The 25,437-nt window shown below is 60.7% G+C and carries 28 protein-coding genes and 2 pseudogenes; 17 read left to right on the top strand and 13 right to left on the bottom strand.

The genetic code is table 11. The features are described from left to right. Positions 1-134, top strand: a 134-nt coding sequence (locus RHIBUN_RS35770) for an ATP-binding protein (RefSeq protein WP_025661889.1), incomplete at its 5' end; no start/stop codon positions are given. A gap of 128 nt (positions 135-262) precedes the next feature. Here RHIBUN_RS35770 and RHIBUN_RS0126595 read toward each other — a convergent pair. Together RHIBUN_RS0126595 and RHIBUN_RS36545 are read right to left on the bottom strand one after the other, a co-directional pair. Further along, positions 263-652, bottom strand: a pseudogene (locus RHIBUN_RS0126595) (transposase); the annotation flags it as partial. 197 nt (positions 653-849) lie between these two features. Continuing rightward, a pseudogene (locus RHIBUN_RS36545) lies at positions 850-993 on the bottom strand (TlpA family protein disulfide reductase); the annotation flags it as partial. Between the two features lie 125 nt (positions 994-1,118). Here RHIBUN_RS36545 and RHIBUN_RS0126585 point away from each other — a divergent pair. Further along, a complete protein-coding gene (locus tag RHIBUN_RS0126585) occupies positions 1,119-2,492 on the top strand; it encodes a hypothetical protein (RefSeq protein ID WP_025661887.1) in 1,374 nt (457 codons plus the stop codon). On the opposite strand, the gene RHIBUN_RS0126580 is transcribed toward RHIBUN_RS0126585, so the two are convergent. After that, positions 2,470-3,132 (bottom strand): TlpA disulfide reductase family protein, encoded by a 663-nt coding sequence (locus RHIBUN_RS0126580; RefSeq protein WP_025661886.1) that lies wholly within the window; start codon positions 3,130-3,132, stop codon positions 2,470-2,472. The two genes, RHIBUN_RS0126585 and RHIBUN_RS0126580, sit on opposite strands and share 23 nt — an antisense overlap. 41 nt (positions 3,133-3,173) lie before the next feature. Here RHIBUN_RS0126580 and argH point away from each other — a divergent pair, with 41 nt between their 5' ends. From argH to RHIBUN_RS0126550, 6 genes are all read left to right on the top strand, one after another. Then, a complete protein-coding gene (gene argH, locus RHIBUN_RS0126575) occupies positions 3,174-4,574 on the top strand; it encodes an argininosuccinate lyase (RefSeq protein ID WP_018857792.1) in 1,401 nt (466 codons plus the stop codon). Between the two features lie 79 nt (positions 4,575-4,653). Further along, positions 4,654-4,848 (top strand): lipoprotein, encoded by a 195-nt coding sequence (locus RHIBUN_RS0126570; RefSeq protein ID WP_018857791.1) that lies wholly within the window; start codon positions 4,654-4,656, stop codon positions 4,846-4,848. Between the two features lie 114 nt (positions 4,849-4,962). Then, entirely contained in the window at positions 4,963-6,231 is a 1,269-nt protein-coding gene (lysA, locus tag RHIBUN_RS0126565; RefSeq protein ID WP_018857790.1) for a diaminopimelate decarboxylase, read from the top strand. A gap of 226 nt (positions 6,232-6,457) precedes the next feature. Continuing rightward, complete coding sequence (locus tag RHIBUN_RS0126560; protein WP_025661885.1) at positions 6,458-9,100, top strand: TIGR02302 family protein; 2,643 nt, start codon at positions 6,458-6,460, stop codon at positions 9,098-9,100. 118 nt (positions 9,101-9,218) lie between these two features. After that, positions 9,219-9,551 carry a hypothetical protein gene (locus RHIBUN_RS0126555; RefSeq protein WP_018857787.1) on the top strand — a complete coding sequence of 111 codons (333 nt, stop codon included), beginning with the start codon at positions 9,219-9,221 and terminating at the stop codon, positions 9,549-9,551. Between the two features lie 169 nt (positions 9,552-9,720). Further along, entirely contained in the window at positions 9,721-10,170 is a 450-nt protein-coding gene (locus tag RHIBUN_RS0126550) for a hypothetical protein (RefSeq protein WP_018857786.1), read from the top strand. A 27-nt stretch (positions 10,171-10,197) separates the two neighbouring features. Here the strand turns inward: RHIBUN_RS0126550 and RHIBUN_RS0126545 are convergent, their stop codons facing one another. From RHIBUN_RS0126545 to RHIBUN_RS0126535, 3 genes are all read right to left on the bottom strand, one after another. Beyond that, on the bottom strand, positions 10,198-10,557 hold the full coding sequence (locus tag RHIBUN_RS0126545; RefSeq protein WP_007789408.1) for a response regulator: 360 nt from the start codon (positions 10,555-10,557) through the stop codon (positions 10,198-10,200). A gap of 138 nt (positions 10,558-10,695) precedes the next feature. After that, on the bottom strand, positions 10,696-11,238 hold the full coding sequence (gene hpt, locus RHIBUN_RS0126540) for a hypoxanthine phosphoribosyltransferase (protein WP_018857784.1): 543 nt from the start codon (positions 11,236-11,238) through the stop codon (positions 10,696-10,698). A 75-nt stretch (positions 11,239-11,313) separates the two neighbouring features. Continuing rightward, positions 11,314-12,021 carry a membrane protein gene (locus RHIBUN_RS0126535; RefSeq protein ID WP_025661884.1) on the bottom strand — a complete coding sequence of 236 codons (708 nt, stop codon included), beginning with the start codon at positions 12,019-12,021 and terminating at the stop codon, positions 11,314-11,316. A 148-nt stretch (positions 12,022-12,169) separates the two neighbouring features. Between RHIBUN_RS0126535 and ftsE the strand changes: the two genes are divergently transcribed. From ftsE to RHIBUN_RS0126515, 4 genes are all read left to right on the top strand, one after another. After that, entirely contained in the window at positions 12,170-12,829 is a 660-nt protein-coding gene (ftsE, locus tag RHIBUN_RS0126530; RefSeq protein ID WP_007528031.1) for a cell division ATP-binding protein FtsE, read from the top strand. Positions 12,830-12,884: 55 nt separating this feature from the next. Then, complete coding sequence (locus RHIBUN_RS0126525; protein WP_245267959.1) at positions 12,885-13,832, top strand: ABC transporter permease; 948 nt, start codon at positions 12,885-12,887, stop codon at positions 13,830-13,832. Positions 13,833-13,901: 69 nt separating this feature from the next. Continuing rightward, positions 13,902-14,609 carry a YdcF family protein gene (locus tag RHIBUN_RS0126520; protein ID WP_025661883.1) on the top strand — a complete coding sequence of 236 codons (708 nt, stop codon included), beginning with the start codon at positions 13,902-13,904 and terminating at the stop codon, positions 14,607-14,609. A gap of 84 nt (positions 14,610-14,693) precedes the next feature. After that, the gene (locus RHIBUN_RS0126515) at positions 14,694-15,491 is read left to right on the top strand and encodes a 1-acyl-sn-glycerol-3-phosphate acyltransferase (protein WP_025661882.1); all 798 of its coding nucleotides are present in this window, start codon (positions 14,694-14,696) and stop codon (positions 15,489-15,491) included. 15 nt (positions 15,492-15,506) lie between these two features. Here RHIBUN_RS0126515 and RHIBUN_RS0126510 read toward each other — a convergent pair whose 3' ends face one another. Beyond that, a complete protein-coding gene (locus RHIBUN_RS0126510; RefSeq protein ID WP_018857778.1) occupies positions 15,507-16,040 on the bottom strand; it encodes a gamma-glutamylcyclotransferase in 534 nt (177 codons plus the stop codon). Between the two features lie 51 nt (positions 16,041-16,091). On the opposite strand from RHIBUN_RS0126510, the gene RHIBUN_RS0126505 reads away from it, so the two are divergent. Beyond that, complete coding sequence (locus tag RHIBUN_RS0126505; RefSeq protein WP_025661881.1) at positions 16,092-17,087, top strand: DUF2125 domain-containing protein; 996 nt, start codon at positions 16,092-16,094, stop codon at positions 17,085-17,087. Between the two features lie 10 nt (positions 17,088-17,097). On the opposite strand, the gene RHIBUN_RS0126500 is transcribed toward RHIBUN_RS0126505, so the two are convergent. The 3 genes from RHIBUN_RS0126500 to RHIBUN_RS0126490 form a co-directional block, all read right to left on the bottom strand. Continuing rightward, positions 17,098-18,027: a prephenate/arogenate dehydrogenase family protein gene (locus RHIBUN_RS0126500; protein ID WP_025661880.1), complete on the bottom strand. Its 930-nt coding sequence runs from the start codon at positions 18,025-18,027 to the stop codon at positions 17,098-17,100. Beyond that, on the bottom strand, positions 18,024-19,133 hold the full coding sequence (hisC, locus tag RHIBUN_RS0126495) for a histidinol-phosphate transaminase (RefSeq protein WP_025661879.1): 1,110 nt from the start codon (positions 19,131-19,133) through the stop codon (positions 18,024-18,026). The genes RHIBUN_RS0126500 and hisC overlap by 4 nt, the downstream gene beginning before the upstream one ends. A gap of 96 nt (positions 19,134-19,229) precedes the next feature. Further along, positions 19,230-20,006: a class I SAM-dependent methyltransferase gene (locus tag RHIBUN_RS0126490; protein WP_025661878.1), complete on the bottom strand. Its 777-nt coding sequence runs from the start codon at positions 20,004-20,006 to the stop codon at positions 19,230-19,232. Between the two features lie 54 nt (positions 20,007-20,060). Between RHIBUN_RS0126490 and gloB the strand changes: the two genes are divergently transcribed. After that, complete coding sequence (gene gloB / locus RHIBUN_RS0126485) at positions 20,061-20,831, top strand: hydroxyacylglutathione hydrolase (RefSeq protein WP_025661877.1); 771 nt, start codon at positions 20,061-20,063, stop codon at positions 20,829-20,831. Then, entirely contained in the window at positions 20,831-21,253 is a 423-nt protein-coding gene (locus tag RHIBUN_RS0126480; RefSeq protein WP_025661876.1) for a cupin domain-containing protein, read from the top strand. Before gloB ends, RHIBUN_RS0126480 begins: the two co-directional genes overlap by 1 nt. Positions 21,254-21,266: 13 nt before the next feature. Here the strand turns inward: RHIBUN_RS0126480 and RHIBUN_RS0126475 are convergent, their stop codons facing one another. Together RHIBUN_RS0126475 and RHIBUN_RS0126470 are read right to left on the bottom strand one after the other, a co-directional pair. Then, positions 21,267-22,160, bottom strand: coding sequence for an EamA family transporter (locus tag RHIBUN_RS0126475; protein WP_025661875.1), 894 nt, complete (start codon positions 22,158-22,160; stop codon positions 21,267-21,269). A 30-nt stretch (positions 22,161-22,190) separates the two neighbouring features. Then, complete coding sequence (locus tag RHIBUN_RS0126470) at positions 22,191-22,967, bottom strand: DUF3108 domain-containing protein (protein ID WP_025661874.1); 777 nt, start codon at positions 22,965-22,967, stop codon at positions 22,191-22,193. A gap of 238 nt (positions 22,968-23,205) precedes the next feature. Here RHIBUN_RS0126470 and rpmB point away from each other — a divergent pair, with 238 nt between their 5' ends. Then, the gene (gene rpmB / locus RHIBUN_RS0126465; protein ID WP_024316182.1) at positions 23,206-23,502 is read left to right on the top strand and encodes a 50S ribosomal protein L28; all 297 of its coding nucleotides are present in this window, start codon (positions 23,206-23,208) and stop codon (positions 23,500-23,502) included. Positions 23,503-23,617: 115 nt separating this feature from the next. Next, on the top strand, positions 23,618-24,253 hold the full coding sequence (locus RHIBUN_RS0126460) for a queuosine precursor transporter (protein WP_025661873.1): 636 nt from the start codon (positions 23,618-23,620) through the stop codon (positions 24,251-24,253). 138 nt (positions 24,254-24,391) lie between these two features. On the opposite strand, the gene RHIBUN_RS0126455 is transcribed toward RHIBUN_RS0126460, so the two are convergent. After that, complete coding sequence (locus tag RHIBUN_RS0126455; protein ID WP_025661872.1) at positions 24,392-25,423, bottom strand: esterase-like activity of phytase family protein; 1,032 nt, start codon at positions 25,421-25,423, stop codon at positions 24,392-24,394. Positions 25,424-25,437 lie beyond the last annotated feature (14 nt).

Here is a 25,437-nt window from a genome sequence, read left to right as displayed (position 1 = left end):
CGGTATCAGCCTGGCACGAGATCATCGGCAATCCAACCTATGCTGATGCCATCCTCGATCGACTCGTTCATAACGCCCATCGCATCGATCTATCCGGGGAGAGCTTGCGGCGAAATCAGCGCCGGAAATCTTGACTCCTAACGACGATCAACTGACAACAATCACAGCCAGCAGGACCCCAGCCTCAAGGGGGCGAGATCATCCCGGAATCCGGGGGCGCAATCATCTCGGAACAAAGGGGCGGCTTCATCGGAATCGGCAGATTGCGGGCCCCGACCAGCGTGCGCGTCAACATACTGTCAAATGACTTGATTCGGACCGCTTTGTAGAAGCCGGCTTCGGCCAGCTGGGCCAAGCCATCCGCATCGTTGGCATCTGTTTTGTTGAGCGTCTCGTTCAATACCTTTTGCGCGTGCCGCGCTTCGATGCAGATAGCGGGCACTCCCTCCGCCGTCAGCGCGTGATAGAACCACGTCGACAGCGGCCCAGTCTCGAATATGACGCGTTTGGCGTTCGGAGCGTGCTTGCGGATCACCTGCGCTAGCACCTTTGGATCCGAAGCGCGCTTCCCCCGCCAGATCCGCTTCCCGTCCTCTCGGATCGAGATCGCAGTATCTTTCAATGAAACGTCGAGCCCTATATATTGGTCCATGGTTGCCTCCATTCGATGTTTGGGCCCCCGGTTCCAATCGTGAGCCCGTATTTCCATCTTATCGGGGGCAACCAACCCAGCCAGCATCATCTTGCATAAAGTTGCCGGGGGCAGTCGCACCGCGATTACCCCATGTGTAGCAGATGCCACCTAGCCCATCCGCTGTTCTGCACGCAAGCGGCCATAAGCCGCCTTGCCTACGACCCTATCGCGCCCTTGATCAGCGCCTTGGCATCGTCGCTGTCCCAAGCGGCGGGGCCGTTCATGGCGGAGATCAAGCAGCCCTTGCCGTCGATCAAAAGCGTGACGGGGAGGCCTTCCTTCTTCAGGCTGTTGAAGACCTCACCGCGGCTTCGACGGCCACCGCGACGAGCTTCTGGCTGTGTCCGCTAAATAATGTCGCTCAAAAGCATATACGATTGCTGAAGGTTTATTGATTAGCCTTGGATCGAGCCGAGGGACATCGATGAACAGCACGAGCAAGAAAAGCGCTTCGAACGACATGCTGAAAAGGCTGGCGCAGCCAAATACATGGCTTCTTGCACTGGTGGCAGTGGTCGTGCCGAATCTGATCTTCCTGCTCGCAACTCCGTACTTTCTTGTCTACCGGCTGGTTTCGCCTCCCCTTTATTTCCTGGCAGCGATGATTTCCCTTTGGCTGCGGCCACCGTTTGTTTATGTCCTTTTCGGGCTCGTGGCGATTATCGACTTAAGCTTGGTGGTCGCAGTCATGTTCTACTTACCCCTGGCAACCGCCTTTCATACGATTCGCTATCTTGCATCGATCGATGTCGCCGCATCTGCTTTTTACATCGGCGCAATTTCTCTTTTTCTTTTCAACGCGCTTGGAACAGCTTGGCTCGTAAACCGGCATAGAAAGGCGCTTTGCGCTGCCTCGCCATTGCCCGCGGCCATCCTGGCCGCTGCGCTGCCCGTGGCAGATGGCTACGTCAATCGCTCATACGTAAAACAGCCTGCCTCACATTTTGAAAGTGCGATGGCACTGAACGGCCTTGATGCCGAAAGCATAACCAAGCGCGGACGGAACCTGCTGATCGTCATAGTGGAAGGGCTTGGCTCGTTTTCCGACCCCGGGATGAAAGCCCTCTTGGCCAGCAAATTTGAAAGTGCAGCAGTTAAAGCGGGCTACAGCGTACTCTCCGGCAGAAGCAACTTTGAGGGCTCAACCACCTCTGCCGAGTCACGCGAACTATGCGGGCGATGGGGGAATTTCACCGACTATCTGCGCGCCGAACAATACGACTGCCTTCCTCGACAACTTGCCGAAAGGGGTTTCGCTACAATCTCCTACCACGGCTATTCCAGCGAAATGTTCGATCGAGATGTCTGGTACCCCCGGATTGGCATAAAAGAATCCCATTTCCTCGACGACCTTGCACGCGATCGGCAGCTCTTCCCATCCCGATGCGGCAGCGTCTTCAACGGCCTTTGTGATGGCGAAGTTGGTGACGCAGTTCATCTCCGTCTTCTGGCCAAGAGCGCGCAGCCGATGATAGTCTACTGGTTGACGCTTAACTCGCACATACCCTACGTCGCGAAACCTGGCGGCCAGCTTCATTGCAGGACCAACGAAGCAGTCATTAAGAACCAGCGCGTTTGCGAATTGACCGAGATCTGGGCAGAGGTTTTCGACAAGATTTCCGAGATTGCAGCCGATCCAAAGCTACCATCGACGGATATCCTCGTTGTCGGTGACCATACAACGCCATTGTGGGAAAAGCGGGCGGCTGTCGCGTTTACGCGAGGCAAGGTCGACTGGTATTTTCTTCAAACGCGTCAAAGTGCTCAGACACAGCTTACGAACCTATCGCGCCCTTGATCAGCGCCTTGGCATCGTCGCTGTCCCAGGCGGCGGGACCGTTCATCGCAGAGATCAGGCAGCCTTTGCCGTCGATCAAAAGCGTGACCGGCAGGCCGAAGGCGAGGCCTTCCTTCTTCAGGCTGTTGAAGACCTCGATCGTGTTGTCGCGGTAAAGCTGCAGCGCGTTTACGCCGATCTCGCTGAGAAAGGCCTTCGGCTTCTCGTCGTCGCCGGTGTCGATGTTGACGGGCACGACCTGGAACCTGTCGCTGCCCAGCTCCTTCTCGAGCGCGTTCAGCGCCGGCATTTCCTCGCGGCAGGGTACGCACCACGTCGCCCAGAGATTGAAGAGCACGGTCTTGCCGGCGAAATTGTCGAGCGTCATCGATTTTCCGTCCCCGCCTTTGAAGGAAACGGTGGTAAGCCTGCGGTGCTCGTCAGGAGCGACCATCGCCGCCACCTGTCCCTTGAGCAGCGGCGCGATTCTCGCGGCGATCTCCTTTGTCGCCGCGCATTCGCCCGAGGCCGTTTGCGTCCTGCCATTGCCAGACCCGGCTTCCCTGATGTAAACCGCTGCCGCACCGGCAACAATGCCTGCGACGGCCGCAATCCCGATCAGCTTCAGGGATGGCACGCGCAGGGACTTTCTTGTCGTCATTTCATTCTCCGAGACACGCGTTCTTCAAGGCAGGCATCGTCATGGCCGACAGCACGGATACCAAATCTTCCAACCAGATGTGGGGCGGCCGTTTCGCCTCCGGTCCCGATGCGATCATGGAGGAGATAAATGCCTCGATCGGTTTCGACAAGAAGCTGTTTGCCCAGGACATCCGCGGTTCTATCGCCCATGCCACCATGCTTGCCCACCAGGGCATCATTTCGGCAGACGATAAAGTCAAGATCGTCGAAGGGCTAAACACGATCCTGTCAGAGATCGAGAGCGGCAGTTTCGAATTCTCCCGCAAGCTCGAAGACATTCATATGAACGTCGAGGCACGCCTCGCCACGCTGATAGGCCCGGCCGCCGGTCGCCTGCACACAGCCCGCTCCCGCAACGACCAGGTCGCGCTCGATTTCCGCCTCTGGGTCAAGGAAGAGCTGCAGAAGACCGAGCAGCTGCTGACCAACCTGATCGCCGCCTTCCTCGACCGCGCCGAAGAGCACGCCGAGACCGTCATGCCGGGCTTCACGCATCTGCAGACCGCCCAACCCGTCACCTTTGGCCACCATTGCATGGCCTATGTCGAAATGTTCGGCCGCGACCGCTCGCGCGTGCGCCATGCAATTGAGCATCTGGACGAGAGCCCGATCGGCGCGGCAGCGCTTGCCGGCACCGGCTATCCGATCGATCGCCACATGACGGCAAAGGCGCTCGGCTTCCGCGAGCCGACACGCAACTCGATTGACACGGTTTCGGACCGCGACTTCGCCATCGAGTTCCTGTCGATCGCCGCCATCGCAGGCATGCACCTGTCGCGTCTGGCGGAAGAAATCGTCATCTGGTCGACGCCGCAATTCGGCTTCGTGCGCCTGTCGGATGCCTTCTCCACCGGTTCGTCGATCATGCCGCAGAAGAAGAACCCTGACGCCGCTGAGCTGGTGCGCGCCAAGACCGGCCGCATCAACGGTTCGCTGATCGCACTTCTGACAATCATGAAGGGCCTGCCCCTCGCCTATTCCAAGGACATGCAGGAAGACAAGGAACAGGTCTTCGACGCTGCCGAAAGCCTGGAGCTGGCAGTATCAGCCATGACCGGCATGGTTCGCGACATGGCCGTCAACAGCGCGCGCATGAAGGCCGCTGCCGGTTCCGGGTATTCGACCGCGACCGACCTTGCCGACTGGCTGGTGCGCGAAGCCGGCCTGCCGTTCCGTGACGCGCATCACGTGACCGGCCGTGCGGTGGCGCTGGCCGAGAGCAAGGGCTGCGACTTGGCCGAGCTGTCGCTTGCCGATCTGCAGGCGATCAATGCCGGTATCACCGACAAGGTTTACGACGTGCTGACGGTCGAGGCATCGGTTGCAAGCCGCAAGAGCTTCGGCGGCACGGCGCCGTCGGAAGTGCGCAAGCAGATCGCCTATTGGCGAGCCCGCAACTGACCTCAACAATCAGGGTGCACAAGCTGGATAAACTTCGCTATGAAGGTGTCCACCAGTGCCGCTTCCCAAGAGGAATTCCATGCAGAAGAGCTTGCCGCAGATCGTCCGCCTGACGGTTGTTTTCGCCGTGATCGGCCTTGCCGTCGCCGGGTGCGGGCGAAAGGGCGATCTCGACCCGCCGAGCGCGAACGCAACGAAGACCGGTGACTCGTCCAAGCCGACGCCGCAGCCGGGCAGGGTCGACAGGCCCTTCATCCTCGATCCGCTTCTCTAAGGCACGCGGCGATCTTTCGGATTCGCCAGCAGCGCTTTAGCCTTTGTATTTATGCATGTCCTGATCCCGAAACCGGTTCCCACGTCGGGAGACATGCTTTGAGAGGCCACTGACGTGAACCATTTCGACTACCGCGACGGCGTTCTCTACGCCGAAAACGTTCCCGTTCCCGAGATCGCCAAGGCCGTCGGCACGCCTTTTTATGTCTATTCCACGGCCACTCTCGAGCGCCACTACCGCGTCTTCTCGGAAGCCTTCAGCGATGTCGACGCGATGGTCTGCTACGCCATGAAGGCGAATTCCAATCAGGCAGTGCTAAAGACGCTGGGCAATCTCGGCGCCGGCATCGACGTCGTATCCGAGGGAGAGCTGCGTCGCGCACTGGCCGCCGGCATCCCGGCATCGCGCATCATGTTCTCCGGCGTCGGCAAGACAGCGCGGGAGATGGACCTGGCCCTCGAGGCCGGCATCTATTGCTTCAACGTCGAGTCCGAGCCGGAACTCGAGATCCTCAACCAGCGCGCCGTCAGGGCAGGCAAGAAGGCCCCTGTCTCCTTCCGCATCAATCCCGATGTCGACGCCAGGACGCATGCGAAGATCTCGACTGGCAAGAAGGAAAACAAGTTCGGCATTTCCTGGGAGCGCGCCCGCGCCGTCTATGCCCGCGCAGCAAGCCTGCCCGGCATCGAAGTGACCGGCATCGACATGCATATCGGCAGCCAGATCACCGACCTGCAGCCATTCGAAGACGCCTTCAAGCTGCTGCGCGAACTGGTCGGCACGCTACGCGCAGAGGGCCACGATATCCATCACGTCGATGTGGGCGGCGGCCTTGGCATCCCCTACCGGGACGACAACAACCCGCCCCCATCGCCGGAAGCCTATGCTGCGATCGTCACGAACACTCTGCGCGACCTCAACTGCAAGATCGTCACTGAGCCCGGCCGCCTGATCGTCGGCAATGCCGGCATCCTGGTCACCGAAGTGATCTACGTGAAGGACGGCGGCGAGAAAACCTTCGTGATCGTCGATGGCGCGATGAACGACCTCATCCGTCCGACTCTCTATGAGGCCCATCACGAGATCCGCCCCGTAGTGATCTCGGCAGCGAACGCGCCGCGCATCAAGGCGGATATCGTCGGCCCCGTATGCGAAACCGGCGACTATCTGGCGCTCGACCGCGAAATGGCGATGCCGAAGTCCGGCGATCTCTTCGCCATCAGCACCGCCGGCGCCTATGGCGCGGTTCAGGCCGGCACCTATAACAGCCGCCTTCTGGTTCCTGAAGTGATCGTCAAGGGCAACGATTTCCACGTGATTCGCCCGCGCGGCACCTACGAAGAGCTCATCGCCCTCGATTCCATCCCGGCCTGGCTGGACTGATCACTGCCTGGCGGGGGCATCACTTTTTGGCGAAGAACCGTGAAAAACCGGCATTGGCTGGGGCTTGCCCTCGCCTTCGCCACAAAGAATGCTATCCTTGATCGAGAGCGAATTGCCCCGGCAATCGCCGGAAGCGCCCTCCTGCTTTGAACGTCAGCGCGCGGAGAACGGATTGAACAAGAGCTCCAGCAAGGAGAAAACCGGAGCATTTGCCCTGAGGCCTTCCTTGGCGCGCCTGGTCGCGGCCAAGCGCTTTCTGGCGCGCCTGGTCCTGCTGTTCGAACAGATCCTACCTCTCCTGCTGCCGATTCTGTCGGTTGTGGCGCTCTACCTCACAGCGTCTTGGTTCGGTGTCTTCCGCTACGCGCCCGAATGGATTCGCGTGGCGCTACTGATCATTTTTGCGGCTGCCACCCTCGTCACCCTCCTTCCGCTGCGCCGGCTTCATTGGCCCGATGTGGCTGCTGCCGATCGGTTGCTCGAGCAGCGCAACGGCCTGCAGCATCAGCCTGTTGCCGTTCAGGAAGACGAACCCGCCACCGACACGCCTTTCGCCCGCGCCCTTTGGCGCGAACATCAGACGCGGATGGCGGAGAAGATCGCGGCGCTCGATACCGGCTTCCCACGCCCCGACATCGCCTCCCACGACCGGCTGGCCTTGCGTGCCATCCCGGCATTGCTTGTGGTAATGGCTTTCGCCTATTCGCTATCGACGAGCGGCGGTTCGATCTCGGATGCGCTGCAGCCGCGGCCCGCGCCGCAGGCAGTTGATCCTGCCGTGCGTATCGACGCCTGGGTCACGCCCCCCTCCTACACCGGTCGCGCGCCGATCTATCTGACGGCAAACGGTACCGAGCAGACGGCGATCCGCGTCCCCGAACTCTCGAGCCTGACGGTCCGCGTCAGCGGCGGAAAGACGGCGGAGAAGGTTGTCTTCCGGCACGAGAATGGCGAGGCCGAGGACATCACGCCTCAGGAAGCCGCCAAGCCCCCTGTTACGCCAGTGGCCACTCAGCAGGCCGACGGCACGGCTCCCATCAATCCCGCGCTGTCCGCCACGACGCATCTGATGAAGCTCGAGGAAAACGGCAGGCTCGAGGTCAACGGTCGCGTGTGGAGCTTCGACGTTATTCCTGACAAGGCGCCCGAGATCGCCTTCAATGGAATACCGAAGCCGACCGTCAACGGCGCTCTCGAAATCGGCTTCACGGTCAAGGACGATTACGGCGTGCAGGAAGCGCGCGCGGAGATCGTTCCTGTCGACTCCGACCCGGCCGCAACGCCGCTTTATCCGCTGCCTGACTTCCGCCTGGAGATCCCCCGCCGCAATTCGCGTGACTCCAAGGGATTGACCAGCAAGAACCTGACCGAGCATCCGCTGTCGGGCAAGCGGGTCCGCATCACCCTTATTGCCAAGGACGCCGCCGGCCAGACGGGTCGCAGCTCGCCCTACGAGATGACGATGCCGTCCCGCCCGTTCCACGAGCCGCTGGCCGCCGCCGTCGCCGAAGAGCGGCAGGTCTTTTCGCTCGACACGCGTAAGATGCTGGAAGCGATCACGCTGAACGAGGCGCTGACGCTGCGCCCGGAAGAGACGATCCCGAAGCTGACTAACTACCTGCTGCTGCAATCCGCTCTGACGCGGATGAAGCTCGCCAAGAGCGAGGAGGCGCTGAAGGATACCGCCGACCACCTCTGGGATATCGCTGTAGGCATGGAGGATGGCGATCTGTCGCAGGCAGAACGCAATCTGCGCAACGCCCAGCAGAACCTGACCGACGCTCTCCAGCGCAACGCCCCTGATGCCGAGATCAAGAAGCTCATGGACGAGCTGCGCAAGGCGATGCAGGACTACATGAAGGAGCTTGCGCAGCGCATGCAGAATGCGCCGATGCAGCCGAACCAGAATGCTCAGAACATCCTTCGCCAGCAGGATCTGGAGCGGATGATGGACCAGATCGAGAATCTGGCGCGCTCCGGCAACCGCGACGCTGCCCAGCAGATGCTCTCCGAGCTGCAGCGAATGATGAACAACCTGCAGGCCGGCAGGCCACAGCAGGGGCAGCAGGGTCAGGACAACAGCCAGATGCGCCAGCAGATGGACAAGCTTGGCCAGATCCTGCGTGACCAGCAGAAGCTGATGGAAGAGACCTTCAAGCTGGACCAGCAGTTGAAGGATCGCATGCAGCGCGGCGATCCGAACATGGGGATGAACGATCCGCTGCTGGACGAGATGCCGATGGACAATGACGGCATGCAGCAGGATCAACACCAGGGACAGCAAGACCAGAGTCAGGACCCGAACCAGAACCAACAGCAGAGCCAGAACCAGCAGGGCCAGTCGCCTTCCGACCAGATGACGGCTGAGCAGCTGCGCGAAGCCTTGAAGCAGCTGCGTTCGCGCCAGGACGAACTTGGCAACCAGCTTGGCGAGCTGCAGAAGGGTCTCGGCGACATGGGCATCAAGCCCGGTCCGGGCTTCGGCCAGGCCCAGCGCGAAATGGAAGGCGCCGGACGCGAACTCGGTCAGGGTCACGGCGAACCGGCCATCCAGGGCCAGGGACGCGCCCTCGAGGCGCTCCGTCAGGGCGCGCGTGACATGATGAACCAGATGATGCAGGCCATGCAGGGCCAACAGGGACAAGGCCAGCAGGGCCAGGTCGGGCAAGGCAATCAGAACGGCCGCGACCCGCTTGGACGTCCGCGCCGCGCCGAAGGCCCCGATTTCGGCGATCAGGTGAAGGTCCCGGACGAGATCGACGTGCAGCGCGCCCGCGAAATCCTGGATGCCATTCGCGAGAAGCTCGGCAACAACCCGCCGCAGGAAATCGAACGGCGCTATCTGGAACGGCTTCTGGACATTCAATAGCTCGGCTGTGCCAATTCAGGTCACAATAGCGTGAGATTCGCCACCTCCACGCCAGCACTCCCTATGTCTATTTTGACGCAGATCGCGCGTCGTTTGGGCACGAGTTGAGGGTATTTCCATGAAAACGGAATGGAAGCTGATCGCAGCTGTCGCTCTTGGATTCGGCATGGCTGCAAGCACGGCAAGCGCAATGGATATTGGTGGTTTCGCAACGACCAACAGCGGCGGCAGGACCCTTGCTGCCGACGGCTACGAATCGAGCCGAAGCTGGGGCGGATCGAACAGCTACCGACCGGCTCCCTACAGCATGGAGACAACGGGGAGCATTTCGTCCAGCCGCTCCAGGGCACGGCAACCCGTCAACTGTCCGCCGAGGCCGATTCCCGGCACGCTGCAGACGCAGGGCGGAAACAGCGGAACGACCATAAATCCTGCCTGCCCCGACTATTGAGAAGCTACGGGTTGGACCTTGCCAACGAGGCCATCGTCTCCATGTGGCGCGGCGAAGGCATGATCTGTGCGTGACTCGATGACAAACTTCAAATTCCGCCACCGAGGCGAGTCCCGCCTGGCGAAAGCTTCGTCTTGTCACGCTGCAGCTGAATAACTATAGCGATTCGATGGCAATTCTTTTCAAGACCGTAATCGGTGAAAACGCGGCATTCGAGTTGATCGAGAATGCGCTCTCCCGTACCGGCGAATACGATGGCTACCTAAACGTCGTGGCTGACGAAGGCGAGAAGACTCTCCCTTGGTCACCCGGCATGCATGCCGAGCAGTTCCAGGCGGAAATCACGGAAATTCTCCGTTCGACCTGGGATATCTGCCGCTTCTGGGTGATCTACGAGCGGCGCGACGACCGGCAGGACGCAGAAGCCAACGCCATCCGCAACGCGGCGTTTAGGCTGACGCGCGGCTATGCCGGCGTCATCGTCGTGACGCTCAGCCTGCTCCACAAGCGCGACAGCCTGGCCGATATCGAACTGATCTTTGTATGTTTCCAGCAGGACTTCCAGCGACGCAATTTTCGCGTCCGCTATGAAGGCAAATTCATCCCCGATGAGGGCTGAATAGTCGAGATCATGCCGTTAGCCGCCTCAGGCGGCCAACGCACGCGCGACAGCCTTGCGGATATCGGGCAAGGCAAAGGGCTTCGAGACGACATCGACGATCTTCTCCGCCAAGTCGTCCGCGCGTTCGCGCTGTTCCGCGTAGCCAGTCATCAGCAGGATCTTCAGTGCCGGGAAGGCGGATTTTGCCTGATGCGCCAGTTCGATGCCGTCCATCACAGGCATGCGGATATCCGAGAGCAGCAGGTCGTAGACGCCGTCTCTGAGTTTTTCCAGTCCCTCCGCACCGTCAGCGGCTTCTTCGGTCTCATGACCGTCAAGACGCAAAGCGCGGGCTACGAAAGAGCGTAGGGAGTCCTCGTCTTCCGTAATCAGAATTTTTGCCATGGTGTGCATCACTCCGTTTCATGCCCCGCAACGGAAATCACACGAGTTTCCTTTGCGATCGGTAAACGGCAGGAAGGGATGGACGGGATGGTTAACAACCCGTCTCATCCTGGCACATTCAGGGTCAGGTCGTGATCCCTAGGCGTCGCCGGTGACGACGCCGACAAATGGGAGTTCGCGGAAGGCGTAGGCGACATCCATGCCGTAGCCGACGACGAAATAGTCGGGGCATTCGAAACCGACATAGTCGGCCTCGAGCTTTTCCTTGCGCTTGACGCTCTTGTCGAGGAGCACGGCGATGGTGACGTTGCGGGCGCCGCGCTCGTAGAGCAGTTCCTTGGCAAACAGCAGCGTACGGCCGGATTCCAGAATATCGTCGATCAGAAGAACGTCGCGATCCTTCACGTCGCTGTCGATATCCTTGACGATCCGCACGCCTTGCGAGACTGTGCCGGTGCCATAGCTCGAGAGAGTGATGAACTCGACCTCGGGCGCGAGGCCGCTGTCATGCAGCGCGCGGATGAGGTCCGCGGCAAAGATGAACGAGCCTTTCAGCACCGCAATAACCAGCAGGTCCTTCGTCGGTCCCGATGCAATCTGCTTCGCCATGGCATGATTGCGTTCGGCAATCTGCTCGGCTGTGAAGAGTGGCTCGATGTTTTTTCCGCGCACGACGGGCATAAGCAGGCTTGCTCCATGAATAGAAGCACAAGCCGTTACCACAAACGGCGCGATGAAACACCCCTTTAGAGCCCTTCAGGGCATGAACGAAAGCCGGATTTCCGGCATTTTTCCACCGGTGTATTGGACTCTCGTAGAAAATCCGCGGCTTTGCCCTGCGTAGATGACATCCACCGGCGGGTTGATGACGATGCTCGCGGTCAACTGCTCGCCGGCAAAAAAGTTGGCGCGGATCGGGCGAACGATCTGCGTCGTGCCGCTCTGGTTGTCGATGATGCCGTTGATCAGCAACACCTGCATCCCGTTTGCCTCGCGGGGCGTGATCGTGACATGCGAGAAATGCAGCGGTGCCTCTGCCGGTGCAGCGTCGCTTTCAGAGAGGCCGGAGAAGCCACCGACGAGACCAAACACCAGCACCGAAAGCGCGACCACCAGGGCGGCGAAAGTCTTGACCGATGCCTGCTGCAGCCAGGCTTCGCCCGCTCGGACGAATGATTCCATCGAAGCTCGCGGGGACGTCGGCCGGAGCATCGAAGGCGCCGGGGGACGTCGGCGATTGCCAGTGAAGCTCCGGGCATCAAAGGCCTGGGAGCGGTTGTTGATCACTACGAATTCGGCATCGGCCACATCGGCTGGGCGGGCTCGGCGGGCCTCGCGCTTGATCGGCTCGGGCGGCAGAAAATCATAGCTGCGGCCGGGCGCCTGGCGTCTGAACGAGGAGGAGGTCATGATGACGGCCTTTCCGGTGTCCACATGGTTTCGAGCCGGACGGAAATCCGGCATTGAAACGAATCCTCCTCAGTCGTAAATTTTAATGGTTAATGCTTCGCAAAGATCGCCATCAAAGCGGCGTCTTTCCCGTAAATTTACTGGTTGTTAATGCTGTTGGTTAACAAGTCGTGCGGTGAACAAACAAAAGACTGATCTATCGTTGATCCACTTCGAAAATGTCGGTTTGCGCTATGGGATGGGCCCGGAAATTCTCCGGGACCTGACGTTCGACATTCCGAAGAAATCGTTTCAGTTCCTGACCGGCCCCTCGGGCGCCGGCAAGACCACCTTGCTCAGGCTGCTGTTTCTATCGCTGCAGCCAACCCGCGGGCTGATCCGCATGTTCGGACGCGACATTTCCGATATCCCGCGGCCCGAGCTGCCGCTGCTGCGGCGCCGCGTCGGCATCATCTTCCAGGAATTCCGGCTCCTCGACCACTTGACGACCTATGAGAACGTGGCCCTCCCGCTGCGCGTTCGTGGCAAGGACGAGAGTTCCTACAAGACCGACGTGCTGGAACTTCTGAAGTGGGTCGGTCTCGGCGAGCGCATCAACGTTCTGCCGCCGGTGCTATCGGGCGGCGAAAAGCAGCGCGCCGCGATCGCGCGGGCCTTGATCGACCGTCCCGAGATTCTGCTTGCCGACGAGCCGACCGCCAACGTCGACCCGCCGATGGCCCGCCGTCTGCTCAATCTCTTCCTTGAGCTCAACCGTCTCGGAACGGCCGTTGTGATCGCCACCCACGATCTGGCCCTGATGGACCAGGTTGAAGCCCGCCGTATGATTCTCTCGGAAGGGCACCTCGATATCCATGACTAAAGCAGCGCCCAAACCGCCGGCGGAGGCCGCCCCGAAAGGTCAGAAGAGGCCGGAGATGAAGGTGCGGCCGACGGCGCCGATCCTGCCGTCTGCCAACATTCAGGGCAATGCGCTAATGGTGGTGATCGCCATCATGGCCTTTCTCGCCTGCCTGACGCTCGGCGGCGTCAGCATGGTGCGTTCCACAGCGGCGAGCTGGGAGAGCCAGATTTCCCGCGAGATCACCATCCAGATTAGGCCCGATGAGGGCTTGGACATGGAAAAGACGCTGGCGCAGGCGCGCGATCTCGCTCTGACATTCGTCGGCACCAAGGACGGTCAGATCGTCGACGAAGCGGCAACCGCCCGCCTACTCGAACCCTGGCTCGGCACAGGGCTCGACATCAAGGAACTTCCGGTCCCGCGGCTTGTCATTATCACCATCGACGAAAGCAACCCGCCTGATTTCGAGGCAATGCGCTCACTGCTCAAGGGGAGCATTCCGCAGGCCTCGCTCGACGATCACCGCACCTGGGTCGACCGTCTGGTGTCGATGGCCCACACGACGGTCATGATCGGCACCGGCATCCTGCTGCTTGTCTTCTCGGCCATGGTACTGACAGTCGTTTTCGCAACCCGAGGAGCTCTCTCTGGCAACCGCCATATCGTCGAGGTGCTGCATTTCGTTGGCGCCGAAAGCTCCTTCGTCGCCAACGAGTTTCAGAAGCACTTCCTGAAGATCAGCCTGAAGGGATCGGCGGTTGGGAGCGCCCTTGCAGCGCTGTTCTTCCTCACCGCCGGCTTCTTGCAGAGCCGGACCTTGGCGACGCCGCAGACGGACCAGGCCACCGCGCTCTTTGGCACGTTCTCGGTCGGCGCGCTTGGCTATCTCGGCATCTTTGCGACCATGATCGTCATCGCCCTGCTGACGACCTTCACGGCACGGCTGACGGTGATGCGGACGATTTACGAGATCGATACGTTGCGTTCCGACCCGACACGGGCGGATGGGCTCGTGAATTAAGCTTGTCATGCCTTTTTTGCCATGAAAGCGTCTGTTCGCCGCCGCAATCTGCATATATTTTTCCGATTCATGAGCATGGGACACATTCCGCGCACCCCGATTCGCCCTGGAGCGGAGCTTCTTCGCTCCGACGGGCGACCTGTTCGCGGCCCCGTGCGACGGATGCTGCGCTGGGGCGGCATGGCCTCCATCCTTGCCATCGCCCTGATTTTTGGTGGGTTCCTGCGCTTTGCCGATTCCGTCACGACCCTGAAACCTCCGCTTGACCCACGGGCAGACGCAATCGTCGTTCTGACGGGTGGCTACCAGCGAATCGACCAGGCCGTCGAACTGCTGCAGAAAGGCGCCGGAAAACGCCTGCTGATTTCGGGTGTGCATCCGACAACCACGCCGAAGCAGATCCGCAGGATGACCCAGGCCTCGCCGGAACTTTTCACATGCTGCGTCGACGTCGGCTACGACGCACTCGACACGATCGGCAATGCCCAGGAAGCATCGAACTGGATCCACCAGCGCGGCTACAAGAGCGTCCTCGTCGTCACCAACAACTACCACATGCCGCGCAGCCTGGCGGAACTCGCTTATGTCGACGCCGAAACGCAGTTCATTCCCTACCCCGTTGTGAACACGGACCTGAAGACCAGCGACTGGTTCACCGATCCCAACGCCGTGCGGGTCATGCTCGCCGAATATGCGAAAGTGCTCTTCGCCGGCGCGCGCAATCTGACGGGACTTGGCCGGCACCCTGGGCTCCGCTCGGCAGGCGTCTCCGGCTAAAGCCGAGGGAAACCTTTTTCTGAACGCCAATATCGTGTAGGAGGGCGCAACCGCCTCTTGCGGATATTGGCCTCGGGAAAATTTATGATCGCCCTGCGTTCCGTTCTCTTCAACACGATCTTCTACGCCAACCTCATCGTTCGCATGATCGTGCTCTCCCCCTATTATTTCGTCGCGCCACGCAAGGACGCCTACCGCATACCGAAGAACTGGGCACTGTCGAGCCACTGGCTGATGGAGAAGATCGTCGGCACGACCTTCGAGATCGAGGGCATGGAGAATCTGCCCGATGGCGGCTATATCCTGGCGCCGAAGCATCAGTCGTTCTGGGATACCTATGCCCTGCTGCCGTGGCTCAAGGATCCGGTCTACATTCTGAAGCGAGAGCTGATGTGGATCCCGCTCTTCGGTTGGTATGCCATGAAGCAGCGGATGATCCCGGTCAATCGCGGCGCCCGCGGCAAGGTGATGGTCGAGGCGTTGAGGCGAACCAAGGAAGAGCTGGCAACCGGCCGCCAGCTGATCATTTACCCCGAAGGCACGCGCCGCCCGCCCGGTGCCGAACCGCTCTACAAATACGGCATCGCCCGCATGTACCGCGACCTGCAGCTACCGGTCGTGCCGGTCGCCATGCACCCCGGCCTGTTCTGGCCGCGCCGCAGCACGTTGCGCTACCCCGGTCACTTCAAGGTGCGGATCCTGCCGCCAATCCAACCCGGCATGGACCCCGATGCCTTTTTCGCGCATCTGATCGAGGTGACCGAGAAGGCGAGCGATGAACTGCTGGTCGACACGGTCAAGCACAACCCGAACCTGCCGCTCCCGCCGACCGCCGCTCGTCGGCTCGCGGAATTGCAGAAAGCGAAGGCAACGACGGCCTGAACTCAGAGCCTGAACTCAGGCCGCGTTTCTTAGTCGTTCCACTTCGCCGACCACCTGCTCCAGCCAGTGGTCGCGAATGCCCATTTCCCGCAGGTGTGCCAGCGTATTGAAGACATAGGCGTCGTTCGGCCCTGATCGGCCCTCCGCACCGTGGACAACATGCGCCGCCGCGATCGCGTCGAGCCCACCGGCATATTGCGTATGCGCTCGATCGACGACGTAGGCGACCGCCTTGCTGCTCCGGCCGTCCGCCAACTGGAGGGGCAGGCAACGCTCAAGATAGACGTTGGTTACGAGCTCGCGCTCCCTCAGATAGTCGATTGTCTCGCCCCACTGATCCGGCGCGATCCGAAAGGCCATTCCACGGCAGGAACCACCACGATCAAGGCCGAGCACGAGGCCCGGTTTCTGCTGCGTGCCGCGATGCACCCAGGAATGCACGCAGAGCGACCGTCTATAGCCATAGACAAGCGCCTGAGAACGCTCCAAAAATTCGAAGCCCGGATTCCACATCAGTGATCCGTAGCCAAACACCCAAAATTCGTCCATATCGCACGCCAGACCCACATTCCCACTCGCGCGTCACCTTTGGAGAACATCATGGCAGCGTCAAGCCCATCCCGCAGCGGCAGAAAATTCTGGTGGCTCGGCTGCATCATCCTCCTGGTGATCGCGCTTTATACGAGTGGCTGGTTCTATGCCGCCGCGCAGCTGAAAACGACGGTGCTGAAGGCGATCGCGCCGGGCAACACCGCAGGCGTCAGCGCCGAATGCGCCGATATCGACTTCCGCGGCTATCCGTTCCGGATCGGCCTGTTCTGCTCGAAGGTCGATGTCGATGACAACGTCAACGGCGTGTCGGCGAGTTTTGGCGAGCTGCGCTCCGCAGCCCAGGTCTATGCTCCAGGGCATATCGTTTGGGAACTCGACGCGCCCGCCGAGATCCGCACCGCCCACGGCCTGACGCTCAATGCCGAATGGGCAAACCTGCAATCCAGCCTGATCACCAAGCTAAAGGGCATCGACCGCTCCTCCACCATCATCGACGGGCTCAAGGGGACGGCGGTTTCCCAGACCGGCCAGACGATCAATTTCGACGCTGCTCACACGGAGATCCACCTTCGCCAGAACAACGGCGACCTGGATGGCGCGATCTCGCTGAAGGATTCCAATACCGCCATCAAGGACTGGCCGGCATTCCCGAAGCTCTCGGCGAGCGCCGACGTGACGCTGGCCGGCAAGGCCGGCATGATCGACGGCAGCGACCAAAAGGGCCTCTACGGCGCCAGCGGCGAGCTGCGCAAGGTCGTGGCCGACATCGGCGACGGCAAGGTCATGACCCTGAGCGGCCCCTTCTCCTTCGACGAGGAGGGCTATCTGTCGGGCAAATTCAAGCTGGAGATCGAACAGCTCGGCCCCTGGCGCGACAGCGTCAAGCAGACCTTCCCTGAAATCGCCAAGACGGTCGACACCGCCGCCAAGCTGCTGAAAGCTTTGGCGGGCGGCGGCGACAAGGTTTCCGTCGATCTCGTTGTAGCACGTGGCAATGCCACGGTCGGCGGTTTCATTCCGTTGGGATCGATCCCGCCGATCTGAAATTGAGCCTTCAGGCTTTCTTTTCGAGCGGATGCGGACGGCCGAAGTCCGGCGCATCGACGTCCTGGCCGGCCTGGATGATCGAACGGCGGATGGCACGCGTGCGGGTGAACAGATCGAAGATCTTGTCGCCCTCGCCCCAGCGAATGGCCCGCTGCAGATAAGCGAGGTCCTCGGAGAAGCGCGCCAGCATTTCGAGGATCGCATCCTTGTTGTGCAGGCAGACGTCGCGCCACATCGTCGGATCGGAAGCGGCCAGACGCGTGAAGTCGCGGAAGCCGGACGCGGAATACTTGATCACTTCCGATTCCGTCACCGCCTCGAGATCATCCGCCGTGCCGACAATGTTGTAGGCGATGATGTGGGGCAGGTGCGAGACGATGGCGAGCACCTTGTCGTGGTGCTCCGGATCCATCTCGTCGACCTTGGAGCCGAGCGTTTCCCAGAACTGCTGCAACTTTTTCAATGCCGCTTGGTCAGTTCCGGCGATCGGGGTGAAGATGCACCAGCGCCCTTCGAAGAGCCCGGGGAATCCGGCGTCTGGGCCGGACTTCTCCGTGCCGGCAAGAGGATGGCCGGGAATGAAATGCACGTGCGGCGGCATATGCGGCTGCATTTGGGCAATGACGGATGCCTTGGTCGAACCGACATCGGTGACGATGGCACCGGGCTTCAGGCTGCCGGCGATTTCTTTCGCCACGCTCTCCGACGCGCCGACGGGAACCGACACGATCACCAGGTCCGCATCCTTGACGGCCTCTGGCGACGAGGTCGTATAGCGATCGCCCAGGCTCAACTCCTCCGCTCGCTTCAGCGTTTCGGCGCTGCGCGTCGAGACGACGATCTCACCTGAGAGACCGAGCCGCCTGATATCATAGGCCAGCGAAGAGCCGATCAGGCCGATCCCGATCAGCGCAATGCGATCGAACTGCACCGTCATGACTTGCGTCCCATGAACTCGCCGAGCGCTTCGATGACGCCACGGTTCGCCTCTTCCGGACCGATGCTCATGCGCAGCGCGTTCGGGAAGCCATAGCCCTTTACAGCGCGCAGGATATAGCCGCGGCTGGTCAGGAACTCATCGGCTTCCGGCGCGCGCTTGCCATCGACATCCGGGAAGTGGATGAGCACGAAGTTGGCGACCGACGGCGTCACCTTGAGGCCGAGAGCCTCGAGCGCACCCGTCAGCTTCTCGATCCACATCTGGTTGAAGGAGGCGGCCTCCTGCGTGAACGCCTGGTCGCGAATGGCTGCAGCACCCGCGGCAATGGCTGCGGCGTTCATGTTGAACGGGCCGCGGACGCGATTGACCGCATCGATGATGTCTGCCGGCGCATACATCCAGCCAACGCGAAGCGCGGCCAGGCCATAGACCTTGGAGAAGGTACGGGTCATGACGACGTTGGCATTCGACGAAACGATCTCGATGCCGGCCTCGTAGTCGTTGCGGCGGACATATTCCGCGTAGGCGGCATCGAGCACCAGAACGACCTGCTTCGGCAGGGATGCCTGAAGACGGCGGATTTCGCTGACCGCAACATAGGTACCCGTCGGATTGCCGGGATTGGCGATGAAGACGATCTTGGTCTTCGGCGTAACGGCCGCCAGAATGGCATCGACGTCGACCGTCTGATCCTTCTCCTTGACGACGACAGGCGTCGCACCCGCGCCCATGATCTGGATCTTGTAAACGAGAAAGCCGTGCTCGGTGATGATGCCTTCGTCGCCAGGCCCGAGATAGACATGGCAAAGCAGGCCGAGCAACTCGTCCGAGCCATTGCCGCACATGATGTTGGCGGGGTTCAGACCATGCACAGCCGCGATCGCCTCACGAAGTTCCGTCGCCTGGCCATCAGGATAGCGCTCGAGACTGCCGGCGGCATTGCGGAAAGCTTCGATCGCCTTCGGGCTCGCGCCAAGGGGTGTTTCATTGGAAGAGAGTTTGTAGACGCGGGCAACGCCCGGCGCATGTTCCTTGCCCGGCACATAGGCTGCGATATCCAGAATACCGGGACGCGGAACGGGCTTGCTCTTCTCTTCGCTCATGGGATCGACCTTGGAAATACCGGGAAAATTCGGCTGAAATTGCCCCGTGGCAATAGAACGGAACGGCGCCCTTGTCGAGTGCCACGGCTTTAGGCTCTAACGACTGCGCGTCGTTGGAACACCGTGCGGCGCCAGAACCGGTACGAAGACGCGCCGCGAGGCGCGGGCGGCAACCGGCAGGCCCTGATAGAGCCGCTTCTGCGCCTCGACGATAATAACGCCCGAGAATGCCGGCCATAAGGCGCGTCCCACGCGGTCGAAGACACTGCGCAGGCTCATCATCGTGCGCAGCTTCGAGGGTGGAAAGAACAATGCTTCCGCCGTCGCGCCGGGCGTGAAATTGGTCTCGCGCAGAAGGCTCGTCAGCTGCCCTCGCGAATAGGGGCGTCCAGAGCCGAACGGCGTGTGTTCCATGCGCGCCCAAACACCGCGGCGGTTCGGGACGACGATGACCAGCCGTCCGCCTGGCGCCAATACGCGCCACAGCTCCTTCAGGGTTTCCCGCGGGCTTTCGGCGAATTCCAGGGAATGGACCATCAGCACCCGGTCAATCGAGGAATCCGGCAGTGGCAATTCCTCGTCGAAGATCAGGGCGGTCGAGGAAAGAGCGCCTACCGGCCAGTTCACCGCCCCCTGCCCGGCCGGCATGAAGGCAAAGGTTCGCTCCGTGTCGGGTTGAAAGCGATCGAGGAAGGGAACCACGTAGCCGAGGCCAACGAGACGCTCCTGCGGTAGCCGCACCCAAAGCGACGAGAGGGCCATAGCGATCGAGTGCTCGGCAATGCGCCCGAGGTCGGAATGATAGAACTGGCGTAGGTCGACAATATCAGCGTGCATCAAGGCAAATGTTATCAGTGCACGGTTGGACTTCAAGGCGCGACCCTCTACATTCCCGATATACCCGCGATAAAGAGGCTGCCTGAAACTATGAAACCTTTGGATTTAGAGGTTTTTCTCTGCCGCTCCGACAATTTCGGTGTGTTGGTGCACGATCCTGAAACCGGCCTGACGGCATCGATCGACGCTCCGGATGCAGGCGCAGTGGAGAAGGCTGCGTCCCGCCGCGGCTGGACGATCTCGCATATCTTCACAACCCATCACCATACGGACCACGTCGAAGGCAATCTCGCGCTCAAGGAACAATATGGCTGCGAGATCATCGGCCCGATCAACGAGGCGGTGGCAATCCCCGGCCTCGACAAGACCATGGCCGATGGCGATACATTCCTGTTCGGCGATCACACGGTACAGGTCATCGAGACTCCCGGACATACGGCCGGGCATATCTGCTACCACTTCGTCGACGACAAGCTGCTTTTTGCCGCCGATACACTATTTGCGCTCGGCTGCGGGCGTCTTTTCGAGCGCCCGGCTGCCGATATGTGGCACTCGCTTCAGAAGCTTGCCGTGCTGCCTGACGAAACCGCGATCTACTTCGGCCACGAATACACACTGTCGAATGCACGTTTTGCGGTCACCATCGATCCGGACAACCAGCGACTGGTAGTCCGTGCGGCCGAAATCGAAGCTCTGCGGGCCGAAAACAAGTTCACCATCCCGACCACGCTGGCGCTTGAAAAAGAGACCAACCCGTTCCTGCGCGCCGCCGATCCGGCCATCCGTCGCAACCTGCTGATGGAGAACAAGAGCAACGAGGAAGTCTTCGCGGAGATCCGCCGGCGCAAGGACAATTTCTGATGTCGCCGGACGATATTATCCGCGAGCTTGGAATGCAGGCGCATCCCGAAGGCGGTTGGTACGTGCAGACGTTCCGAGACCTCAAGGGGGGATCGCGCGGCCACTCGACGGCGATCTACTATCTCCTGAAGGCGGGGCAGCGTTCCCACTGGCACCGCGTCCGTGATGCGGCGGAAGTCTGGCACCACTATGCCGGGGCTCCGCTTGCGCTTCACTGCTCTGAGGATGGCACCAGCAGCGAGACGCTGGTCCTTGGGACTGACATCCCCAAGGGCGAGCGTCCGCAGGCGATCATTCCCGCCAACTGGTGGCAGTCAGCCGAAACAACGGGCGATTACACGCTAGTCGGATGCACGGTTGCGCCCGGCTTCGAATTCGCATCCTTCGAAATGGCACCGCCGGACTGGAAGCCGGCGGATTAGAGCCTTTCAGCGTCTAGGCTATTGCGCCTTGCTCAACCATCGTGGCCTTGCGGCGAAACATCTCGTTTGCCGCAAGCACGGCACCGCCTGTCACGAGCACGCAGGCGAGCGCGATCCGCCAGCTCGGCTCGGCAAAGCCGAACAGCGTGAGGTTGAGGGTCGAGAGAAGCGGCGCGGCATAGCTTGCGGCACCCAGGATCTGGATATCGCCGTTCTTGACACCGTAGTCCCACGCATAAAAAGCCGCTCCCACAGGAAAGAGCCCGAGGCCAACCACCGCGATCCACTGCAACGCCGTTTCCGGCCAGACGGTTGTCTCGAGCCCGAGATGGCAAATGAGCGACAGGATCGAGGTCGCGATGCAGAAGCCGGTGACGACGTCGGTCGAGACCGCATCGAACCGCCGTGTCAGCAGCGAATAGCCCGACCATGTGAAGGCGCAGAGGAAAGCCGCTCCATAGCCGACGGCATAGGCGCCATCGAAATTGATGCCGTTGCGTCCGACGATCAGGAAGGTGCCGCAGAGACCGGCCAACGCCCCAGCCACATGATACCAGCGCAGTCGTTCGCCCGGCAGCAGCGCCGATCCGACGACGATCAAGAGCGGCCAGAGATAGGCAATCAGCCCGGCTTCGACGGCCGGGGCGTTTCTGATGGCCGTGAAATAGAGGAAATGATACCCGAACAGGCCGGCGATCCCTGTCACCCAGACCTTGGCCGGCTGCTTGAGCAGCGCCAGGCGCGAAGGATTGAGGAGCAGCACGACGATGCCGGGAATGCTGCCGATGGCAAAGCAGATAGCCGATAGCTGGAACGGCGGCATGGTGCCTGATGCAGCTGTCAATGGCGCCAGGATCGACCACATGAGAATGGCCGTAAAGCCGATTAGCGTTGCCCGAAGCTTCACCTGTCCCCCTTCACGGAGGCCCCTGCTCCGTCAGCTTGCACCGTACTTTACAGCGGTGATCGTCACCGGTCCGTATTGCGTCGGAATACGAACATAAACAGGAGCATATACATTTGCCGCGTCTGACTTGGCAAACCAGATTTCCATCCGGCTGCTCTTGCTCAGATAATCGATATCCTTCCGCCCCTTCTTGTAGCCGGAGCGAGGGACGAACCGCACACTGCAGACGGTCGCCTTGCCGTTGAAACCCGTGGTCGAGAAATTCTGGGCACCCTTCGGCGAGAGCACGAGATCCATGCGCATCTCGCCGTCATAAATCGGCAGCTTCTGCGCGCAGACATTGGCATCTGCGGGGAAGATCAGACCCGAGATCGGATCGAGGACCGAGCGCATGTCGCTTGCCGGTACGTTGACCCAGTTGTTCGGAGGCTTTCGGGGCGGCTTCACCGTCGTCGAGGTGATATTGCCGTTGCTGTAGCGCACCTCGTATGTCCGGGCGCGCTTGCCGCTCTTGTAGTAGAGATAGTAGCGGGACGCCTGCAGTCGGTCGCCGCGCAGAACGCCGTCGACGCTCGTCTTGGCGGAGATATTGGTAACGAGATCGGCAAGGCCGGCCGAGCTGATGTCACCCGACACCTGGTAGCTCTTGTCGTCCTCGATCTTCGTCAGGAAGGCGGCGCGCGCAATCGTCAGAATACCGAGCGAGACCCTGTATTCCGTCCGATGCACGATCTCGCTCGCGCTGGCCGGAATGGCCATCAGCGCCGCGACCCCGGAAACAATAATGCGTTTGCCCAGATGAGCCATGAAACGAACCTTATTCAAGCGGCTGGTAAAGCCGTTCATCACGGTCTATACGCCTGTGTCACGACGAAGCAAACACAAGCTTTTTGACAGAATTGCGGGAAACGCCAAGGTTTGGCTTGACGCACGCGGCCTGTCTGACTATAGAACCGCAACTTTCCAATCATGGCCTGTTGGATTGGTAGCCCGATTTTGCGCGGGTCCGCAACCGATGGCCGAGAAAAACAAGAATAGGTGTTCCATGTCCCGCATGTGCGAATTGACCGGCAAGGCAGTCCTGACTGGTAACAATGTCAGCCATGCCAACAACAAGACCAAGCGCCGGTTCCTCCCGAACCTGTGCCAGGTTACGCTGATCTCCGACGCGCTCGGCCAGCGTTATCGTCTTCGCGTTTCGGCTGCTGCTCTTCGTTCCGTCGAGCATCGCGGCGGTCTCGATGCCTTCCTGCTGAAGGCAAGCGAAAATGAACTGTCGATGCGCGCTCGTCTGCTGCGTCGCCAGATCGTCAAGAAGACTGCCGAAGCTGCTGCTGCGTAAGCTTCGACCGCTTCTTCTTCATACGGCTTCAAAAGGCTTGCACGGATAATATCCGGACAAGCCTTTTGCTTTGCCGATTGTTCCTCGAACTGGTGGCATACCCCAGGATAAAAAAATGCTGACGACTCGCTCTACGCTGATCTATGTCGCACTGATGACGCTGGTCGTCGTCGCCTCGAACTTCCTCGTCCAGTTCCCGCTGCATGCCGAGCTCGCCGGCATCAACCTGGCCGACATCCTGACCTGGGGCGCCTTTACCTATCCGGTCGCCTTCCTCATCACCGATTTGACCAACCGCCAGTTCGGCCCGCGGGCTGCCCGCAAGGTTGTCTTCGCCGGCTTCGTCGTTGGCGTGACGCTGTCCTTCTATACCTCGGTTCCGCGTATCGCGATCGCCTCCGGCTCGGCCTACCTCGCTGGGCAGTTGCTCGATATCTCGGTCTTCAACCGCCTGCGCCGGCAGGCCTGGTGGCGCGCACCGCTCGTCGGTTCGCTCATCGGGTCGATGCTGGACACGGTGATTTTCTTCTCCTTCGCCTTTGCGGCCTTCTTCGTCTTCCTCGGCCCGAACGATCCCTTCGCGCTTGAATCGGCGCCAATCCTCGGCGTCTTTTCCGCTGCGGCACCGCGCTGGATTTCCTGGGCGATTGGCGATTTCTCGGTAAAAATGATCGTCGGCCTCGTGATGCTGCTGCCCTATGGCGCACTGATGAACGTGCTGCGCCCGATGCAGGCCGCACGCGCCAACTAAAAAGCCCGAAGCCACTATCTCGGACGGACGACGGAGCCGATGCTCCGCCGTTTTGCGTTCGAGCACACGGAAACTCGCTGAACGATTGGCTATTTTGCGGTTACGCTGCTTCCAGTGATCGGCGACTGATGCCAGGTTTCAATTCTGTAAGCGAGCCGTGTCGCCGGCTCGCGGTTCCACCAACCGGAACTCCAGCATCAGATTTCGCTGCAGGATGGAGTGATTGTCATCGGAGACGATCACCACATGCGTGGTGCCGTCTTCGGCTGCGAAGGCATCCAGACCTTCCATATTGTCGATCTGGTAGCTGAAGTCGCCCTCCAGCAATATCTCTCCGTCCATGACGACGCCCGGGCGGATGTCGGCCGCCTTGATGCGGCGAATGCGCATTCCGATACCTTCGGCCATGTTGAAACGGCGCTCCAGGAGCAGGAGATCACCATTCGGCAGGAAGGCTCCGTCCGTCGCGTCGAAATCGCCATAGTGAGCGAGCGACAGGCGTCCCTTCTGCGGCCCGTCCAAGATCGCTGCATAGGCATTCCCGTCGGCATCCAGGCTGCGTTCCGCGACGATCAATGTGCCCCCTTTCAGAACGCTGTCGACGGGCGCAACGGCGATCGTCTCGAAGCCGCGATTCCCCCGCAGCGATTTCTTGGGAAAGGGAATCGGAAGGGCATCGATCGCACGCGATGTCTCGAAACCCGGATCGGGATAGACATCGACGCGATGATCCTGCTCGAAGGAAACGAGGATCCGGTCGCCATGCAGCGTCAGGCCCTCGGCATCCATATACCCCTTGCCTTCGAAGCTGCGCCCCAGGCGGTTCTTCATCGGCGTGATGGCGACTTCGGCGAGACCCGACAGGCGTCCCTGCGGATCGCGTTCGATATGGCCCGTCATCCAGTGACCGGTGTCCAGCACGCCGACGAAATGCGTCTTGTCCGATCGAAACCGGATCGACGACAGAGAGCCGAACAGTCGCTGCGGCGAGACCATTTCCAGCCCGCCGAGAAACTCGAGCGAGCCGAACTTGATCTCATCGGAGCCGATCTTGAATTCGGTGATGACGCGACTGCGGACCTCGACGTCGCCCTCGGCAAGCGCCGCCGACATGAGAGCCGCCAGCCCGAAAGCAATTGACATCAGGCTGGCGAAGGGCTTCCGGAGCATCCAGAAAGCGTCCT

The organism is Rhizobium sp. IBUN (assembly GCF_000510625.1).
Taxonomy (GTDB): domain Bacteria; phylum Pseudomonadota; class Alphaproteobacteria; order Rhizobiales; family Rhizobiaceae; genus Rhizobium; species Rhizobium altiplani.
Note: the sequence above shows the minus strand (reverse complement) of the source record. Positions and strands in the feature narration are given on the sequence as shown.

Bases quoted from the DNA above. Each gene is read 5' to 3' on its own strand.
- RHIBUN_RS0126585 (WP_025661887.1), top strand. From the start codon at position 1,119: ATGAACAGCACGAGCAAGAAAAGCGCTTCGAACGACATGCTGAAAAGG.
- RHIBUN_RS0126580 (WP_025661886.1), bottom strand. From the start codon at position 3,132: ATGACGACAAGAAAGTCCCTGCGCGTGCCATCCCTGAAGCTGATCGGG.
- argH (WP_018857792.1), top strand. From the start codon at position 3,174: ATGGCCGACAGCACGGATACCAAATCTTCCAACCAGATGTGGGGCGGC.
- RHIBUN_RS0126570 (WP_018857791.1), top strand. From the start codon at position 4,654: ATGCAGAAGAGCTTGCCGCAGATCGTCCGCCTGACGGTTGTTTTCGCC.
- RHIBUN_RS0126555 (WP_018857787.1), top strand. From the start codon at position 9,219: ATGAAAACGGAATGGAAGCTGATCGCAGCTGTCGCTCTTGGATTCGGC.
- RHIBUN_RS0126550 (WP_018857786.1), top strand. From the start codon at position 9,721: ATGGCAATTCTTTTCAAGACCGTAATCGGTGAAAACGCGGCATTCGAG.
- RHIBUN_RS0126545 (WP_007789408.1), bottom strand. From the start codon at position 10,557: ATGGCAAAAATTCTGATTACGGAAGACGAGGACTCCCTACGCTCTTTC.
- hpt (WP_018857784.1), bottom strand. From the start codon at position 11,238: ATGCCCGTCGTGCGCGGAAAAAACATCGAGCCACTCTTCACAGCCGAG.
- RHIBUN_RS0126535 (WP_025661884.1), bottom strand. From the start codon at position 12,021: ATGCCGGATTTCCGTCCGGCTCGAAACCATGTGGACACCGGAAAGGCC.
- RHIBUN_RS0126525 (WP_245267959.1), top strand. From the start codon at position 12,885: ATGAAGGTGCGGCCGACGGCGCCGATCCTGCCGTCTGCCAACATTCAG.
- RHIBUN_RS0126520 (WP_025661883.1), top strand. From the start codon at position 13,902: ATGAGCATGGGACACATTCCGCGCACCCCGATTCGCCCTGGAGCGGAG.
- RHIBUN_RS0126515 (WP_025661882.1), top strand. From the start codon at position 14,694: ATGATCGCCCTGCGTTCCGTTCTCTTCAACACGATCTTCTACGCCAAC.
- RHIBUN_RS0126510 (WP_018857778.1), bottom strand. From the start codon at position 16,040: ATGGACGAATTTTGGGTGTTTGGCTACGGATCACTGATGTGGAATCCG.
- RHIBUN_RS0126505 (WP_025661881.1), top strand. From the start codon at position 16,092: ATGGCAGCGTCAAGCCCATCCCGCAGCGGCAGAAAATTCTGGTGGCTC.
- RHIBUN_RS0126500 (WP_025661880.1), bottom strand. From the start codon at position 18,027: ATGACGGTGCAGTTCGATCGCATTGCGCTGATCGGGATCGGCCTGATC.
- hisC (WP_025661879.1), bottom strand. From the start codon at position 19,133: ATGAGCGAAGAGAAGAGCAAGCCCGTTCCGCGTCCCGGTATTCTGGAT.
- gloB (WP_025661877.1), top strand. From the start codon at position 20,061: ATGAAACCTTTGGATTTAGAGGTTTTTCTCTGCCGCTCCGACAATTTC.
- RHIBUN_RS0126480 (WP_025661876.1), top strand. From the start codon at position 20,831: ATGTCGCCGGACGATATTATCCGCGAGCTTGGAATGCAGGCGCATCCC.
- RHIBUN_RS0126470 (WP_025661874.1), bottom strand. From the start codon at position 22,967: ATGGCTCATCTGGGCAAACGCATTATTGTTTCCGGGGTCGCGGCGCTG.
- rpmB (WP_024316182.1), top strand. From the start codon at position 23,206: ATGTCCCGCATGTGCGAATTGACCGGCAAGGCAGTCCTGACTGGTAAC.
- RHIBUN_RS0126460 (WP_025661873.1), top strand. From the start codon at position 23,618: ATGCTGACGACTCGCTCTACGCTGATCTATGTCGCACTGATGACGCTG.
- RHIBUN_RS0126455 (WP_025661872.1), bottom strand. From the start codon at position 25,423: ATGCTCCGGAAGCCCTTCGCCAGCCTGATGTCAATTGCTTTCGGGCTG.